At 57.8% G+C, this 13,306-nt stretch carries 12 protein-coding genes; 4 read left to right on the top strand and 8 right to left on the bottom strand.

The window, feature by feature from the left end; translation table 11 throughout:
* Positions 1 to 12: 12 nt before the first annotated feature.
* Positions 13 to 1,305, top strand: a complete 1,293-nt coding sequence (gene pncB, locus G7G_RS0103570; protein WP_010438461.1) for a nicotinate phosphoribosyltransferase — start codon at positions 13 to 15, stop codon at positions 1,303 to 1,305.
* On the opposite strand, the gene G7G_RS0103565 is transcribed toward pncB, so the two are convergent.
* Genes G7G_RS0103565 through G7G_RS0103540 form a run of 6 tightly spaced genes read right to left on the bottom strand, consistent with a single transcriptional unit; the run spans position 1,302 to position 8,715 of the window.
* A complete protein-coding gene (locus G7G_RS0103565; RefSeq protein WP_010438458.1) occupies positions 1,302 to 2,753 on the bottom strand; it encodes an aldehyde dehydrogenase family protein in 1,452 nt (483 codons plus the stop codon). The genes pncB and G7G_RS0103565 overlap by 4 nt on opposite strands.
* 40 nt (positions 2,754 to 2,793) lie before the next feature.
* Positions 2,794 to 4,392 (bottom strand): ABC transporter ATP-binding protein, encoded by a 1,599-nt coding sequence (locus G7G_RS0103560; protein WP_010438455.1) that lies wholly within the window; start codon positions 4,390 to 4,392, stop codon positions 2,794 to 2,796.
* On the bottom strand, positions 4,389 to 5,204 hold the full coding sequence (locus tag G7G_RS0103555; RefSeq protein ID WP_010438454.1) for an ABC transporter permease: 816 nt from the start codon (positions 5,202 to 5,204) through the stop codon (positions 4,389 to 4,391). Before G7G_RS0103555 ends, G7G_RS0103560 begins: the two co-directional genes overlap by 4 nt.
* A complete protein-coding gene (locus G7G_RS0103550; protein ID WP_010438452.1) occupies positions 5,201 to 6,148 on the bottom strand; it encodes an ABC transporter permease in 948 nt (315 codons plus the stop codon). Before G7G_RS0103550 ends, G7G_RS0103555 begins: the two co-directional genes overlap by 4 nt.
* A 40-nt stretch (positions 6,149 to 6,188) precedes the next feature.
* Positions 6,189 to 7,208 (bottom strand): hypothetical protein, encoded by a 1,020-nt coding sequence (locus tag G7G_RS0103545; RefSeq protein ID WP_010438448.1) that lies wholly within the window; start codon positions 7,206 to 7,208, stop codon positions 6,189 to 6,191.
* A gap of 19 nt (positions 7,209 to 7,227) precedes the next feature.
* Positions 7,228 to 8,715, bottom strand: coding sequence for an ABC transporter substrate-binding protein (locus G7G_RS0103540; RefSeq protein ID WP_010438445.1), 1,488 nt, complete (start codon positions 8,713 to 8,715; stop codon positions 7,228 to 7,230).
* Between the two features lie 170 nt (positions 8,716 to 8,885).
* Here G7G_RS0103540 and panB point away from each other — a divergent pair, with 170 nt between their 5' ends.
* The 3 genes from panB to glpK all read left to right on the top strand — a co-directional run bounded on the left by panB (position 8,886) and on the right by glpK (position 12,122).
* On the top strand, positions 8,886 to 9,725 hold the full coding sequence (gene panB, locus G7G_RS0103535; RefSeq protein ID WP_010438442.1) for a 3-methyl-2-oxobutanoate hydroxymethyltransferase: 840 nt from the start codon (positions 8,886 to 8,888) through the stop codon (positions 9,723 to 9,725).
* On the top strand, positions 9,722 to 10,573 hold the full coding sequence (gene panC / locus G7G_RS0103530) for a pantoate--beta-alanine ligase (protein ID WP_010438438.1): 852 nt from the start codon (positions 9,722 to 9,724) through the stop codon (positions 10,571 to 10,573). The genes panB and panC overlap by 4 nt, the downstream gene beginning before the upstream one ends.
* 70 nt (positions 10,574 to 10,643) lie before the next feature.
* Positions 10,644 to 12,122 (top strand): glycerol kinase GlpK, encoded by a 1,479-nt coding sequence (gene glpK / locus G7G_RS0103525; protein ID WP_010438435.1) that lies wholly within the window; start codon positions 10,644 to 10,646, stop codon positions 12,120 to 12,122.
* Here glpK and smpB read toward each other — a convergent pair.
* Positions 12,119 to 12,601, bottom strand: coding sequence for an SsrA-binding protein SmpB (gene smpB / locus G7G_RS0103520; protein WP_010438434.1), 483 nt, complete (start codon positions 12,599 to 12,601; stop codon positions 12,119 to 12,121). The genes glpK and smpB overlap by 4 nt on opposite strands.
* A 44-nt stretch (positions 12,602 to 12,645) precedes the next feature.
* Positions 12,646 to 13,188 (bottom strand): isopentenyl-diphosphate Delta-isomerase, encoded by a 543-nt coding sequence (idi, locus tag G7G_RS0103515; RefSeq protein ID WP_010438432.1) that lies wholly within the window; start codon positions 13,186 to 13,188, stop codon positions 12,646 to 12,648.
* Positions 13,189 to 13,306: the final 118 nt, after the last annotated feature.

The following is a 13,306-nucleotide window of genomic DNA, read 5'->3' as shown; positions in this document are numbered from 1 at the left end:
CAGGAGGTCCCCATGGTCGACATCGCGACGCGGGTCTACAATCACAAATGGAAAATCGACCCAATTGTGCGGTCATTAATAGACACAGACTTCTACAAACTGCTGATGTGCCAGTCAGTGTTTCGTAATAAGCCCCAAACAGACGTGGTTTTTTCGCTCATTAACCGGTCGAATCACATTCCATTGGCCAAATTGATCGATGAAGGTGAGTTGCGTGAACAGCTGGATCATATCCGTTCCCTCAGTCTCAGCCGGGGCGAAAGCACCTGGCTGCGCGGCAATACGTTCTATGGCAAACGGCAGATGTTCCGCCCTGATTTCATGGAGTGGTTCGAAAATCTGCGTCTGCCGCCTTATCATCTGGAACGCAAAGGCGATCAGTATGAACTGACCTTCGAAGGCAAGTGGCACGAGGTCATGTTGTGGGAAATCCCAGCATTGGCTGTGCTGATGGAGCTCCGCTCGCGCGCAGTTCTAAACGGGATGCGCCGGTTCGAGCTTCAGGTGCTGTATGCCCGCGCAATGACACGCGTTTGGGAAAAAATCGCCCAGCTTCGCAACATTGAGGGGCTGGGAATTGCGGATTTCGGTACACGACGGCGGCATTCGTTTCTGTGGCAGGACTGGTGCGTGCAGGCGATGATCGAAGGTTTGGGACCATCCTTCACCGGTACGTCCAACTGCCTGATTGCAATGCGCCGCGAAGTAGAGGCTATCGGCACCAATGCACATGAATTACCAATGGTCTATTCGGCTCTGGCTGAAGATAACGCTGCGCTCGCCCAAGCGCCATATGATGTGCTTAGCGACTGGCATGAAGAACATGACGGTAATCTGCGTATTATTCTACCTGATACCTATGGCACCAAAGGGTTTTTGGACCGCGCTCCCGACTGGCTGGCAGGCTGGACAGGAATACGTATCGACAGCGGCGATCCTGCAACCGGTGCCGAGATTGCAATTGATTGGTGGAAATCTCGAGATGAAGACCCCACTCAGAAACGCATTATATTCTCGGACGGATTGGACGTGGACAAGATTCGCGAGCTGCACGCCCAGTTTGCTGATCAGACTAACGTATCGTTTGGCTGGGGCACTCTGCTGACCAACGATTTTCGCGGGCTTGTTCCAAATGACGCGCTGGCCCCCTTCTCGTTGGTCTGTAAGGCAGTGTCCGCCAATGGCAGACCAACCGTGAAGCTGTCTGACAACCCGGAAAAGGCAATGGGGCCAACAGATCAGATTGAGCGGTACAAGCGGGTTTTTGGCGTCGGAGCGCAGAAAGCGATCGAGGTGATCGTTTAGCCGTGATAGGCGGCAACCGTCTTGAGCTGTGAGAACCCGTACAGCGCCTCGAAGCCTTTTTCGCGGCCGTGGCCGGATTTACCGACACCTCCAAAAGGCAGCTCAACACCGCCACCCGCACCATAGTTGTTGATGAAGACTTGCCCCGACTGCAGCCCCTTGGCCAGTCGCATCTGGCGTGCCCCATCCCGCGTCCAGACGCTGGCGACAAGGCCATAGTCGGTGCTATTCGCTATGCTTAGAGCCTCTTCCGCAGTTTCAAACGGTATCAAAACCTGAACCGGGCCAAATATTTCATCGCGCGCAAGCACATGGTCCGGAGGGACGTCAGCAAAGAGTGTGGGCAGGACATAAGCCCCATTTTCTGGGGCGTTCTCCACGATTTGCCCCTGTCCGGCGACGGTCAAATCTGCGCCCTTCTCAAGAAAACCGTTTACGATCTGTTTTTGCCGTTCCGAGATCAACGGCCCGACGCGCGGATCGTTCATCGCCGGTCCCACGGATAGCTCGCTATATGCCTCCGACATACGGGACTTGATCTGTTGATAAACGCCCCGCTGAACCAGAATGCGAGACGAGGCCGAGCAGGTTTGGCCCGCATTCTGAATGCCCGCATTCACCAGAAACGGAAGGGCCGCATCCAGATCGGCATCATCGAAGACCAGTTGCGGAGACTTGCCGCCCAATTCCAGCGTCACCGGCACCACGTTCCTTCCCGCCGCTTGCTGCACTAACGCGCCCGTCGCGACCGAACCTGTGAATGAGATGTGATCCACACCCGGATGCGCCGAAAGGGCCTCGCCCGCCTCGCCTCCCAGTCCGGGCACCACATTCAAGGCCCCGGGCGGCAAGCCCGCTTGAATAGCCAGATGAGCGAAGGCCAACGCGGTCAGGCAGGCTTCTTCCGCCGGTTTCAGAACGCAGGCGTTGCCCATCGCCAGCGCCGCCCCGACCGAGCGGCCAATGATCTGCATCGGATAGTTCCACGGCACGATATGGCCGGTCACACCATGCGGTTCACGAAGCGTATAGACCGTATAGCCATCAAGATAGGGAATGGTCTCGCCCATCACTTTATCAGCAGCACCGCCGTAAAACTCGCAATACCGCGCCAAGGCAACGGCATCCGCCCGCGCCTGGGTCAGCGGTTTGCCGACATCCATCGCCTCAAGCTGTGCCAGATCATCGACCCGTTCCAGAACCAGTTGCCCCAACCGGGTGAGAACACGCCCCCTTTCCAGCGCGGTCATGCGACCCCATTCATCATCGCGCGCAGATCGGGCGGCCTGCACCGCAGAATCTATATCGCGTTCGTTACCCCTTGCGATCTGGCAGATTTCAGAACCGTCCGAGGGATTAACAAGCGTCAAGCATTGCCCTGACGCAGGTTTTTTCCATTCACCACCAATCAGACACAGGCTGGGATCGAACCAGAGGGGGTTAGACATCAGAAACTCCTAAAGTAGGCTCTAATAAGGCGCTTATGGATCATGCAGCCCCCTGTCCGATCTCTGGCAGACTGGGCGCTGCATCGATTAGCGTTCGCGTGGAGGGGTGCTGTGGCTGGGTAAAGACCTGCTCGGTTTCACCCTGCTCGACAATCTTGCCGGCCTGCATCACCAGCACGCGGTCGGTGATCGTGCGAACCACACTCAGATCATGGCTGATGAACAGATAGGTCAGATCGTAGGTCTCACAAAGCTCGACCAGAAGATCGAGGATCTGGGCGCGTACCGAGACATCGAGGGCCGAGACAGCCTCATCGAACAGGATCAGCTCGGGCTGGATGATCAGCGCACGGGCGATGGCGATCCGTTGGCGTTGCCCGCCCGAAAACTCGTGGATATACCTGCTTGAGTCATCCGGGCTGAGGCCAACCGCAGTAAGCAGTTCGGCAATGCGATCCTGCCGTTCGGACCCGGTTGGCGGGGTTTCGAGCAGGTGAAATGGTTCGGTGATCAGGCGCGCAACCCTGTGGCGCGGATTGAAACTGCCGTAGGGGTCCTGAAACACCACCTGCATCTTGCGACGTACTGCCAGATTGGGTTTATGGCCTGTAAATACAGGCTGACCATCCAGAGATATTCGGCCTTGTTGCACCTCTTCGAGACCCAATATAGCCCGTGTTAGGGTCGATTTTCCGCAGCCGGACTCACCAACCAACCCCAATCGTTCCCCTCGGTTCAGCGTAAAGCTAACCTGATCGACGGCCAGGTGATGGCCAGGTGCATCGAACAAGCGCTTTCTGGGCAGGCGGTAATCGCGCACAACATTCTCGACTTCCAGCAATGGCCGTGGCTCTGGGGCTACCGGCAGGTTGACCTGATGCCCCGAAGCCTCGAACAGCATGCGGGTATAGGGGTGTTGCATATGGCGTAGCAGATGTTCGGTTGCGCCGGTTTCGACCACCTCGCCATGCCGCATAACCACGATCTGATCCGCCATGCCAGCAACCACTGCCAAATCATGGGTGATCATCAGCAGCCCCATGCCGTATTCCGTCACCAGCCCTTTGAGCAAGTCGAGGATTTGTGCCTGCGTCGTCACGTCCAGCGCCGTTGTCGGCTCATCTGCGATCAGTAGCCGGGGGCGCAACGCAATCGCCATGGCGATAACCACACGCTGACGCTGTCCACCCGACAGCTCGTGCGGAAAGCGTGTCATAGGGAACCGGTCGGTGGGCAATCCGACCCGCGCCAAAACCTCTTCGGCTCGTGCGCGCGCCTGGGCGGGGGGCACGGCCCTGTGGATCAGGATGGTCTCCATCACCTGATCGCCGATGGTTTTCACAGGGTTTAGGGCGGTCATCGGTTCTTGGAACACCATTCCGATCGCGGCACCCCGCAGGGCGCACATCTCTGCTTCTGACTGATTCAGCAGGTTCTGACCGTCAAGCTGCAGCAGCCCTTCCGCATCGGCCCCGTTGGGTAGCAACTGCATCACGGCAAGGGCGGTCATAGACTTGCCTGAACCGCTCTCGCCCGTCACAGCCACAATCTTCCCCGGCGCAAGTGATAGGTTGATCCGTTTCAGGATTTGAGTGCCGTGAATGGTTAGCGAAAGGTCCTTGATCTCAAGTAAGCTCATGCGCGGGCCACCCGTATCCGAGGGTCTAACCAGTCGCGCAAGCCATCACCCAGAAGGTTCAGACCTAGAACCGTCACGATGATCGCCAAACCTGGAATCAGAGCCAAATGCGGGGCAAAACTGACCATTGTTTGCGCGTCGGCCAGCATTCTGCCCCAGCTTGGTGTGGGCGGTTGCGCGCCCAGGCCGACATAAGACAGCCCGGCCTCGGCCAGAATACCCAGAGAGAATTGAATCGTTCCCTGAACGATCAGCAGATTGGCGACATTGGGCAGGATGTGTTCAGCCGATATGCGTGCCGCCCCTTTGCCTGACACGCGGGCGGCGAGGATGAACTCGCGCTCCCACAGCGACAGGGCCGCACCTCGGGTGATGCGCGCAAAGACAGGGATGTTGAAGATACCAATGGCGATGATCGCGTTGATGGCCCCGGCACCAAAGACAGCGGTGATCAGAATGGCGATGACAAGAGAGGGAAATGCAAAGACCAGATCATTGCCGCGCATGATGACTTCGTCCAGCCACGATCCTTTGCGCGCGGCAGCGGTCAGGCCCAAGGGGACGCCCAGCGCCATGCCGATCCCGACGGCCACCAACGCCACCGCAATCGAGGTACGCGCGCCGACCATGATCATCGAGAACATGTCGCGCCCGAAATGATCGGTGCCGAACCAGTGTTGTGTGTTTGGCGGTTGCAGCTTGGCCGGAATATTGAGCGCGGCATGGTCATATGGCGTCCAGACAAACGATACGAGCGCTGCCAAAAGCACCAGTGAGGACAGCGCGGCACCGAGGATTAGGTTGCGGCTCATGTCCTGCTCCTCAGTCTTGGATCGACAGCGGCATAGGCCAAATCGACCAAAAAGTTCACCATGATGACGGCGAAGACCAGCAACATGACGACCGATTCCACTACGATCAGGTCACGTGCAGAAATCGCCTGAAACACCAGCCGTCCGAGGCCTGGCAGATAGAAAACCTGTTCGATGATGATTGAGCCTGCCAGCAGGAAGGAAAATTGGAGCCCGATGATCGTCAGCACAGGAATCAGAGCATTCCGCACCCCGTGTCGCCACAGTGCCTGACGGCGTGACAGGCCCTTGGCGCGGGCAGTACGCATAAAATCCTCGGCCAGAATGTCCAGCAATGCCGATCGCATGACCCGCGCAAGAATAGCCGCCTGCGGCAGGGCTAGGGCGATCGCAGGCAGGGTCAGAGAATGCAGGCCGGTCCAGAAGCCGTTTTCCCAACCCGCGAACCCGCCGGCATTGAACCAGCGCAGATTGATCGCAAAGATCAGCACCAGCATCATTGCAAACCAGAAGTTCGGCACTGCTATCCCGAGTTGCGTTGCGCCCATTACAGCCAAGTCACCCGGTTTGCCACGCCGTGCCGCTGCATAGATACCAGCGGGAAACGCAATAAGCGTGGACAGGGTCAGTGCGTACAACGCCAGCGGCAACGACACCCATAGTCGATCCGTAATCATCTGCGACACCGGCGTGCGATAAGTGTAGGATGTGCCGAAATCCCCAACCAGCATCCCGCCGACCCAGTTGAAATACCGTTCGACTTTGGAGACATCGAGACCCAATTCAGCCCGCAGGGCGGCCAAAGTGTCTGCCTGCGCGTTCACACCCAGCATGAACGACGCCGGATCACCGGGCGCAATCTCGATCACCGCGAAGATGACAACCGATGCGACGGCCAGACTCAGGATCAGCGACAACAGGCGTTTGAGGGCATAACGTAGCATTGGTAACAGGTTAAGTGTCTGGATTGCGCGGGTCCAGCACCTACTCGTAGGCCTGTCGTTCGTCATTGACCAGTTTGATCGCACAGGCCGAGAGATTGGCGGCGGGCTCGGTCTCTGACAGCCATTCAAGATTGGTTTCAGTGCGAGCCAGCGCCGCGCGTCGCAGGACCATCAGCCGGGCGCGCGGGCTATCCAGAAATTCATTTTGCGGGATCACCGTTTCAAGCGGGCTGTCGATACGGATGACCTCGAAGTACCCGCCCGTCAGTGCCAAAAACGCAAAAGCGCAGGCCGGTGCGTCATCGGCACATTGCTGATTGCAAAGTTGCGCAATGGGGTGTGTTGCTTCAGAAGACATCAGCCAGTTCTCTACCGATTGACGCCACGGGTTGTCCGGGGAGATATCGCCGTACCCTAACCCAAGCGCCAGCAGACCCGCCATACCCAGCGCCTGGTCCGAACTTGCGTCGACCGGATCAGGTTGAATGTGGCGCAATGCGGCCAGCCCGTCTCCGCGTGGTTCTGGAGTTTGGGACAGATAGGCCAAGTAGGGTTTCAAGGCCTGCATGACTTGATCGTTGGCCTGCAGCGTCTCACGCATGCTGGCGCTACCATACAGAGCCACGATGCGTGTTGGATAATCCGTGGCCTGATGCTCACCAAGCGCGTTGAGTTTTGCGATCAGGTCAAGATTGGGGTTCGGATGCTTGGCCTGGAGTAAAGTTTGCGCCAACTCGTTTCCAGCGCGTGCCTCGACCGTTAACCACGACTGCCCAAAAGCCGACCAATCTTTCTGGCGAAAAAGCTTTCGCGACTGTTTGGGTCCCAGCGATTGACGATATGGCGACGGCCCCAGATCCGATGTTTCGATCCGACCCAGTAACAGGCGCGCTTCTACGTCACCTTCAGCGGCAAGCTCTGCCAGCATGGGCAGGGCCTGCTCATCGTCGCCTTGCAGCCACAACTCAACCGCCTGGCCAAGCGATGAGTCGGCCCGAGCAACAGGTGTAATAGCGATCTGCGCCGCGACGGTAAGAGCGACGAAGATTGACTTGACCATGCACGGACCTCCCTAGGGTCTATTCGTCCCAGCTGATGGCAGTCAGGTCGATCGCTGCGGTGGGCGCGTTTTCCCACAGACCCTGAACACCCGCCTTGGCAACCCCGAGCTTGGCAAGCTGAAACAGATACCCGTTGACGTAATCGGTTGCGATCAGGCGCTGCGCCTCTCCCAACAGACGAGTGCGTTCATCAGGGTCGGTGGTAGAATTCAGAGTTTCCATCAAAGCCTGAAAATCGGTGCTGTCATATTGGAAGTAATATTCAGGACGCGCATAGATACCGATATCCATCGGCTCGGTGTGACTGACGATGGTCAGGCCGAACTCCTTGCCTTTGAACACGCTTTCCAGCCATTGCGCCCATTCCACATTAATGATCTCGGCTTTGATGCCAATCTCGGCCAGCTGAGCAGCGATGATCTCACCCCCGCGCCGAGCGTAAGAGGGCGGCGGCAGGTGCAGAGTGGTCTCAAACCCGTCGGGATATCCGGCCTCGGCGAGAAGTGCCTTAGCTTTCTCAGGGTCGTAGGCCGAATTACCAGTCAGATCGACATAAGCCGGGTTGTGCGGCGCGAAATGAGTGCCGATGGGCGTGCCATAACCGAACATCGCGCCGTCGATGATGGCTTGCCGGTCGATGGCATGGGCTAGGGCCTGCCGCACGAGTACATCGTCGAAGGGTTCTTGTTTGTTGTTGGTCGATAGGATTGTCTCACCCTCAGTCGAACCGACAAGGACCTGAAAGCGCGGATCGGCCTCGAACTGAGGCAGGTTCTCGGGCGCAGGGAAGTTGTCGAACACGTCCACATCCTCGGCCATCATGGCGGCGAAGGCGGCGGTCGGGTCCGAAATAAATTTGAACGTTGCAGTCTCTAACGCGGGCTGATCGCCCCAATAGTCAGGATTTCGATTCAGGGTGATGCTGTCCCCTTGCACCCAATCCGCAAAGGTGAATGCACCCGTGCCAACCGGGTTGGTCTTTATATTCTCGATGCTTTCCGGCGCAACGATGACCGCGTCACCCCAGGCAAGGTTGAAGAGGAAATTACCGTTCGGTTCCTTCAACGTCACCTGAACGGTCAGAGGATCTACAACTTCGACAGTCTCAATCCCAGCAAACAGAGCCTTTTGTGCATTGGCGCTGTCTTCCGCAGTCGCCCGGTCGAGGCTGAACTTAACGTCCTCGGCATCCATCGTAGTGCCGTCATGAAAAGTCACGCCATCGCGCAGTTTGAATGTGTAGATGGTGCCGTCATCCGAAATCTCCCAGCTTTCAGCCAACCCGGGAACAACCGATCCATCGCCCATAAAGCGGGTCAGACCTTCGAAGATGTTGGTGTAGACAACCGAATCGATTGCCTGAGCGGCGGCGCTGGTTGGGTCCAGATGCGGCGGCTCTAGCTGCATGGCGATGGTGATGTCGGATTTAGCCAGAGCCTGCGTGGCAAACAGGCTGGCACCTAGGGCCAAGGCCGACGCGAATGAGCGAAAGCGCTGCTTTGTCATGAAAATCTCTCCCCACATTTTACGACTATTCCGCTGACTACGGATCGTTCTGAGACTGATCCTGCCAGAAACCCCGGGTCAATCAAGGGATTGTTGGCGCAACCGGGGTTTCTTTGCGTCTGCCGCATCTGCTATGCCGCACTGCAACATGAACCCTGCGAGGAGTGATCATGAGCGCCACCGCCCACAAGAAAGCCCCGAACGCCGAGGATATCCGCGCCCGGAAAGGCACTGAACCTCTGGTCTCGCTGACTGCCTACACGACGCCGATGGCGCGGTTGATGGATGCGCATTGCGACTTTGTTCTGGTCGGTGACAGCGTCGGCATGGTGCTGCACGGGTTGACCTCGACCCTCGGGGTCACAATGGACATGATGATCATGCACGGCCAGGCCGTCGCCCGCGGGCTGGACAGAGCCATGATGGTGATCGACATGCCCTTCGCCAGTTACGAGCACGACCCGGCGCAGGCCTTCCGAAACGCGGCTCGCTTAATGTCCGAAACTGGTGCAGGGGCCGTTAAGCTGGAAGGCGGCGTGGAGATGGCCGAAACCATTCGGTTTCTCGTAAAACGCGGCGTCCCGGTGATGGCGCATATCGGATTGACACCGCAATCGATCAACACGTTGGGTGGCTACAAGGTACAGGGGCGCGACAAACAGGCCGATGCCGTACTGGCCGACGCCCGTGCCGTTGCCGAGGCCGGTGCGTTTTCCGTCGTGTTAGAGAAGGTTCCGCAAAGCTTGGCTGACCGGATCACGTCCCAGATTGCGATCCCCACCATCGGCATTGGTGCTTCGGCCGGGTGTGATGGGCAAATTCTGGTGGTAGACGACATGCTGGGCTTTTTCACTGCTTTCAAACCAAAATTCGTCAAACGCTATGCCGATCTTGGCCCGCTGGCCGAAGCAGCAATTGCAGAATACGCAGCTGAGGTTCGTGCCCGCAGCTTTCCGGCAGACGAACATGTCTTTGCAGATCAGACCCCTTCAAAAGGGTCCAAGTCATGACCTCGCCTATTCTGCGTCAGTTGGCGGATTTGCGGGCATTGACCCGTGAATGGCGCCAAAAGGGCGAGGTGATCGGAGTCGTCCCGACTATGGGCGCGCTGCATCAAGGACATCTGTCACTGGCCGAAGCAGCCAAGGCGGATTGCGACCGGGTGGTCGTGACAATCTTCGTGAACCCCAAACAGTTCAACAACCCAGAAGACCTTGCCAACTATCCACGCACCGAACAGGAAGACGCGGAAAAGCTGGCCCCTTATGACGTTGATGCGATTTACGTACCCGACCCTCAGGAGATCTATCCCGAGGGATTCGCCACCACAGTCTCGGTCTCGGGCCTGACTGACACAATGGAGGGTGAATTCCGCCCGGGTCATTTCGATGGCGTGGCGACCGTTGTCGCCAAACTGTTCCTGCAAACGCAGGCGGATCGAGCCTATTTTGGGGAAAAAGACTATCAGCAGCTTATGATCGTCCGACGGATGGCCCGCGATCTGGATATTCCGATCGAGGTGATTGGTTGCCCGACGGTACGAGAGCCCTCGGGTCTTGCCATGTCTTCGCGCAACCAGAGTCTGTCAGATCGGGGGTTGGTAATTGCGGCTAAAAAACATAGCATCATGTGCGCACTTGTTCAGGCTCTGGAGAATGGTGAGGCGTTCAACTCGCTAGTGACGCAAGCGCAGGCTGATCTGCTGGCCGCCGGTTTCGCTGAGGTGGAATATCTCCAACTCCGCTGTGCCGATACGCTGGACCCGCTAAACCACGCCGACCGCTCGGCGCGCTTGTTCGCGGCGACCATGCTTGAAGGCGTGCGGCTGATCGATAATCTGCCGGTGTCAAAGGTCTGATTTCCCCTCTGGCACGTTTGGCATTGTTTGCGCTAAAGTCCCGCAAAACCAATGCGGGAGGGGCGCAGGCATGACCTATATTCTGGCAATCGATCAGGGCACTACATCGTCTCGTGCGATCCTTTTTGACGCGCAAATGCAGCGCGTCGGCACTGCGCAGCACGAGTTTACGCAGCATTTCCCGCAGGAAGGCTGGGTCGAACATGATGCGGAAGAAATATGGGACAGCGTCCTGACCGTTTGCCGGGAAGTGTTGAAAACCGTCGGCGTTGCTGCCAACCAAATCGCCGGAATTGGGATCACCAATCAACGCGAAACCACAGTTATCTGGGATCGCGCCACTGGTGCCCCGATTCACAACGCGATTGTCTGGCAGGACCGGCGCACTGCTGAAATTTGCGAACGTCTTCGCAAAGCGGGTTGCGAAGATGACGTGACCGCCCAGACGGGGCTGCTGCTGGACCCTTATTTCTCGGGCACAAAGGTCAAATGGCTTCTGGATACCGTGCCAGGCGCGCGCGACCGCGCCGCCGCTGGAGAGTTGCTGTTCGGCACTATCGATACCTTCCTGATCTGGCGCCTTACTGAAGGACGTGTGCACGCCACCGACGCCACCAATGCGGCCCGTACATTGCTGTTCGACATACATAAAGGGGAATGGAGCAGCGAGATTTGTGACTTGCTGGACATCCCCCAGGCCTTGTTGCCCGATGTGCGGGATTGTGCCGCAGATTTCGGATCAACATCCCTGTTTGGCAGTAAAATCCCGATTCTCGGCGTGGCAGGAGATCAACAGGCTGCCACCATCGGGCAGGCCTGTTTCCAGCCGGGCATGATGAAATCCACCTACGGCACGGGTTGTTTCGCGCTACTTAATACCGGCGCACAGCCGGTTGAATCGAAGAACCGCCTGCTGACCACCATTGCCTATCAGCTGGACGGGCAGAAAACTTATGCGCTTGAGGGCTCGATCTTCATCGCCGGTGCGGCAGTGCAATGGCTGCGCGATGCGTTGCAAATCATCGAAGCCGCACCGCAAAGCGGTGAACTGGCCGCGCAAGCTGATCCAAACCAACATGTTGTCCTTGTGCCTGCCTTTACCGGGCTCGGTGCGCCCTATTGGAAACCCGATTGCCGCGGCGCAATCTTTGGCCTGACCCGCAATTCCGGCCGCGCCGAAATCACGCGCGCCACGTTGGAAAGCATCGCGTTCCAAACCCGCGACCTATGGCACGCAATGCAGGGCGATTGGGGGGCCGAGGCTGACGTGATCCTGCGCGTCGATGGCGGGATGAGCGCATCGGACTGGGCCATGCAGGGGCTTTCGGACATTCTGGGCGCGCCCGTTGACCGCCCGGTGATGCAGGAAACCACCGCGCTGGGTGCCGCATGGCTGGCGGGAATGAAAGCAGGTGTCTACCCGGATCAGGCAGGATTCGCCGAAACCTGGGATCTTGACTGTCGGTTTGAACCCCAGAAGGCCGAGGCCGACCGAGACGCGGCCTATGCGCGCTGGCAGCGGGCCGTTCAGGCTACCATGGCGTTCTAGCTGTGGTCCTTCATCAGACGCTGTTTCTGGCGTGACCAGTCGCGCTTGGCCTGTGTTTCGCGCTTATCGTGTAGCTTCTTACCCTTGGCGATGCCGATCTTCAGCTTCGCCCGGCCTTTGTGGTTGAAGTACAGCACCAACGGCACCAGCGTCATACCCTTGCGCTGAGTGGCGTTCCACAGGTTTGCCAACTCTTTGCGCGACACCAGCAGCTTACGGCGGCGGCGCTCTTCGTGCTTGAAAACCTTGGCCTGCTCGTATGGCGCAATATAGCTGTTTATCAGCCACAACTCTCCGCCATCGACTGACGCATAGCTTTCAGCAATGTTCGACCCGCTTGCGCGCAGAGATTTGACCTCGGACCCTTCCAGAACAATGCCGCACTCGATATCGTCTTCGATCGCGTAATCGAAGCGCGCACGCCGGTTTTCGGCGATCACTTTGTAATTCGAGTCAGTTTTCTGCTTCTGCTTGGCCATGACGCGTTGATGTATTCCGCTTGCGAGCGCCTTGCAAGACAGCGTTACGATTTGGCTGAGATAATCAAGTCAGGCCCAAAGATCGTATCCGCGTGGTTGTGCAGATAAATCTTGAGCCATGGCGTAAAACGGTCCGGGTGCCGTTTCACCTCAGCCAGCAGATCGTGATAGTCGACCCAACGAATATCCATCACTTCGTCAGGATTAGGCTCTATTTTCAATGGTCCACGCACGTGCGCCAGAAAGACATCGACCACCTCGTTCTCAACCATGCCGTTGCCAACGTCGGCGTGATATTCAAGCTTGTGGCGATACTCAGGATATAGTCCGGTAATCCCCAGCTCCTCGCGCAAACGACGTACCGCGCAATGCGAGGCGCTTTCTTCCCAATCTGGATGTGTGCAGCAGGTATTCGCCCAAAGACCCGGTGTGTGATATTTGCCCATCGCCCTGCGCTGCAGCAAAATCTCGGTTCCGCGCACAACGAAGACCGATACGGCCTTGTGCTTGAGGCCTTTTTCGTGTGCCTCAAGCTTGTCAACGGGGGTCAGTTCGCCTTCAACCCAGGCCGGGATCATGATTCCCATCTGTCGTCTCCTGTTGGCGAATCCCGGCGCTCAAAGTCATACCGGTTTTTATCCAAAGTGACGCCGATGGAGGCATCATTCAATCGCACGAAAGGCCGCAGGGGCTGCGGCCTTTTGC

It is taken from the genome of Ruegeria conchae (assembly GCF_000192475.1).
Lineage (GTDB): Bacteria > Pseudomonadota > Alphaproteobacteria > Rhodobacterales > Rhodobacteraceae > Ruegeria > Ruegeria conchae.
Note: the sequence above shows the minus strand (reverse complement) of the source record. Positions and strands in the feature narration are given on the sequence as shown.

Bases quoted from the DNA above. Each gene is read 5' to 3' on its own strand.
- pncB (WP_010438461.1), top strand. From the start codon at position 13: ATGGTCGACATCGCGACGCGGGTCTACAATCACAAATGGAAAATCGAC.
- G7G_RS0103565 (WP_010438458.1), bottom strand. From the start codon at position 2,753: ATGTCTAACCCCCTCTGGTTCGATCCCAGCCTGTGTCTGATTGGTGGT.
- G7G_RS0103560 (WP_010438455.1), bottom strand. From the start codon at position 4,392: ATGAGCTTACTTGAGATCAAGGACCTTTCGCTAACCATTCACGGCACT.
- G7G_RS0103555 (WP_010438454.1), bottom strand. From the start codon at position 5,204: ATGAGCCGCAACCTAATCCTCGGTGCCGCGCTGTCCTCACTGGTGCTT.
- G7G_RS0103550 (WP_010438452.1), bottom strand. From the start codon at position 6,148: ATGCTACGTTATGCCCTCAAACGCCTGTTGTCGCTGATCCTGAGTCTG.
- G7G_RS0103545 (WP_010438448.1), bottom strand. From the start codon at position 7,208: ATGGTCAAGTCAATCTTCGTCGCTCTTACCGTCGCGGCGCAGATCGCT.
- G7G_RS0103540 (WP_010438445.1), bottom strand. From the start codon at position 8,715: ATGACAAAGCAGCGCTTTCGCTCATTCGCGTCGGCCTTGGCCCTAGGT.
- panB (WP_010438442.1), top strand. From the start codon at position 8,886: ATGAGCGCCACCGCCCACAAGAAAGCCCCGAACGCCGAGGATATCCGC.
- panC (WP_010438438.1), top strand. From the start codon at position 9,722: ATGACCTCGCCTATTCTGCGTCAGTTGGCGGATTTGCGGGCATTGACC.
- glpK (WP_010438435.1), top strand. From the start codon at position 10,644: ATGACCTATATTCTGGCAATCGATCAGGGCACTACATCGTCTCGTGCG.
- smpB (WP_010438434.1), bottom strand. From the start codon at position 12,601: ATGGCCAAGCAGAAGCAGAAAACTGACTCGAATTACAAAGTGATCGCC.
- idi (WP_010438432.1), bottom strand. From the start codon at position 13,188: ATGGGAATCATGATCCCGGCCTGGGTTGAAGGCGAACTGACCCCCGTT.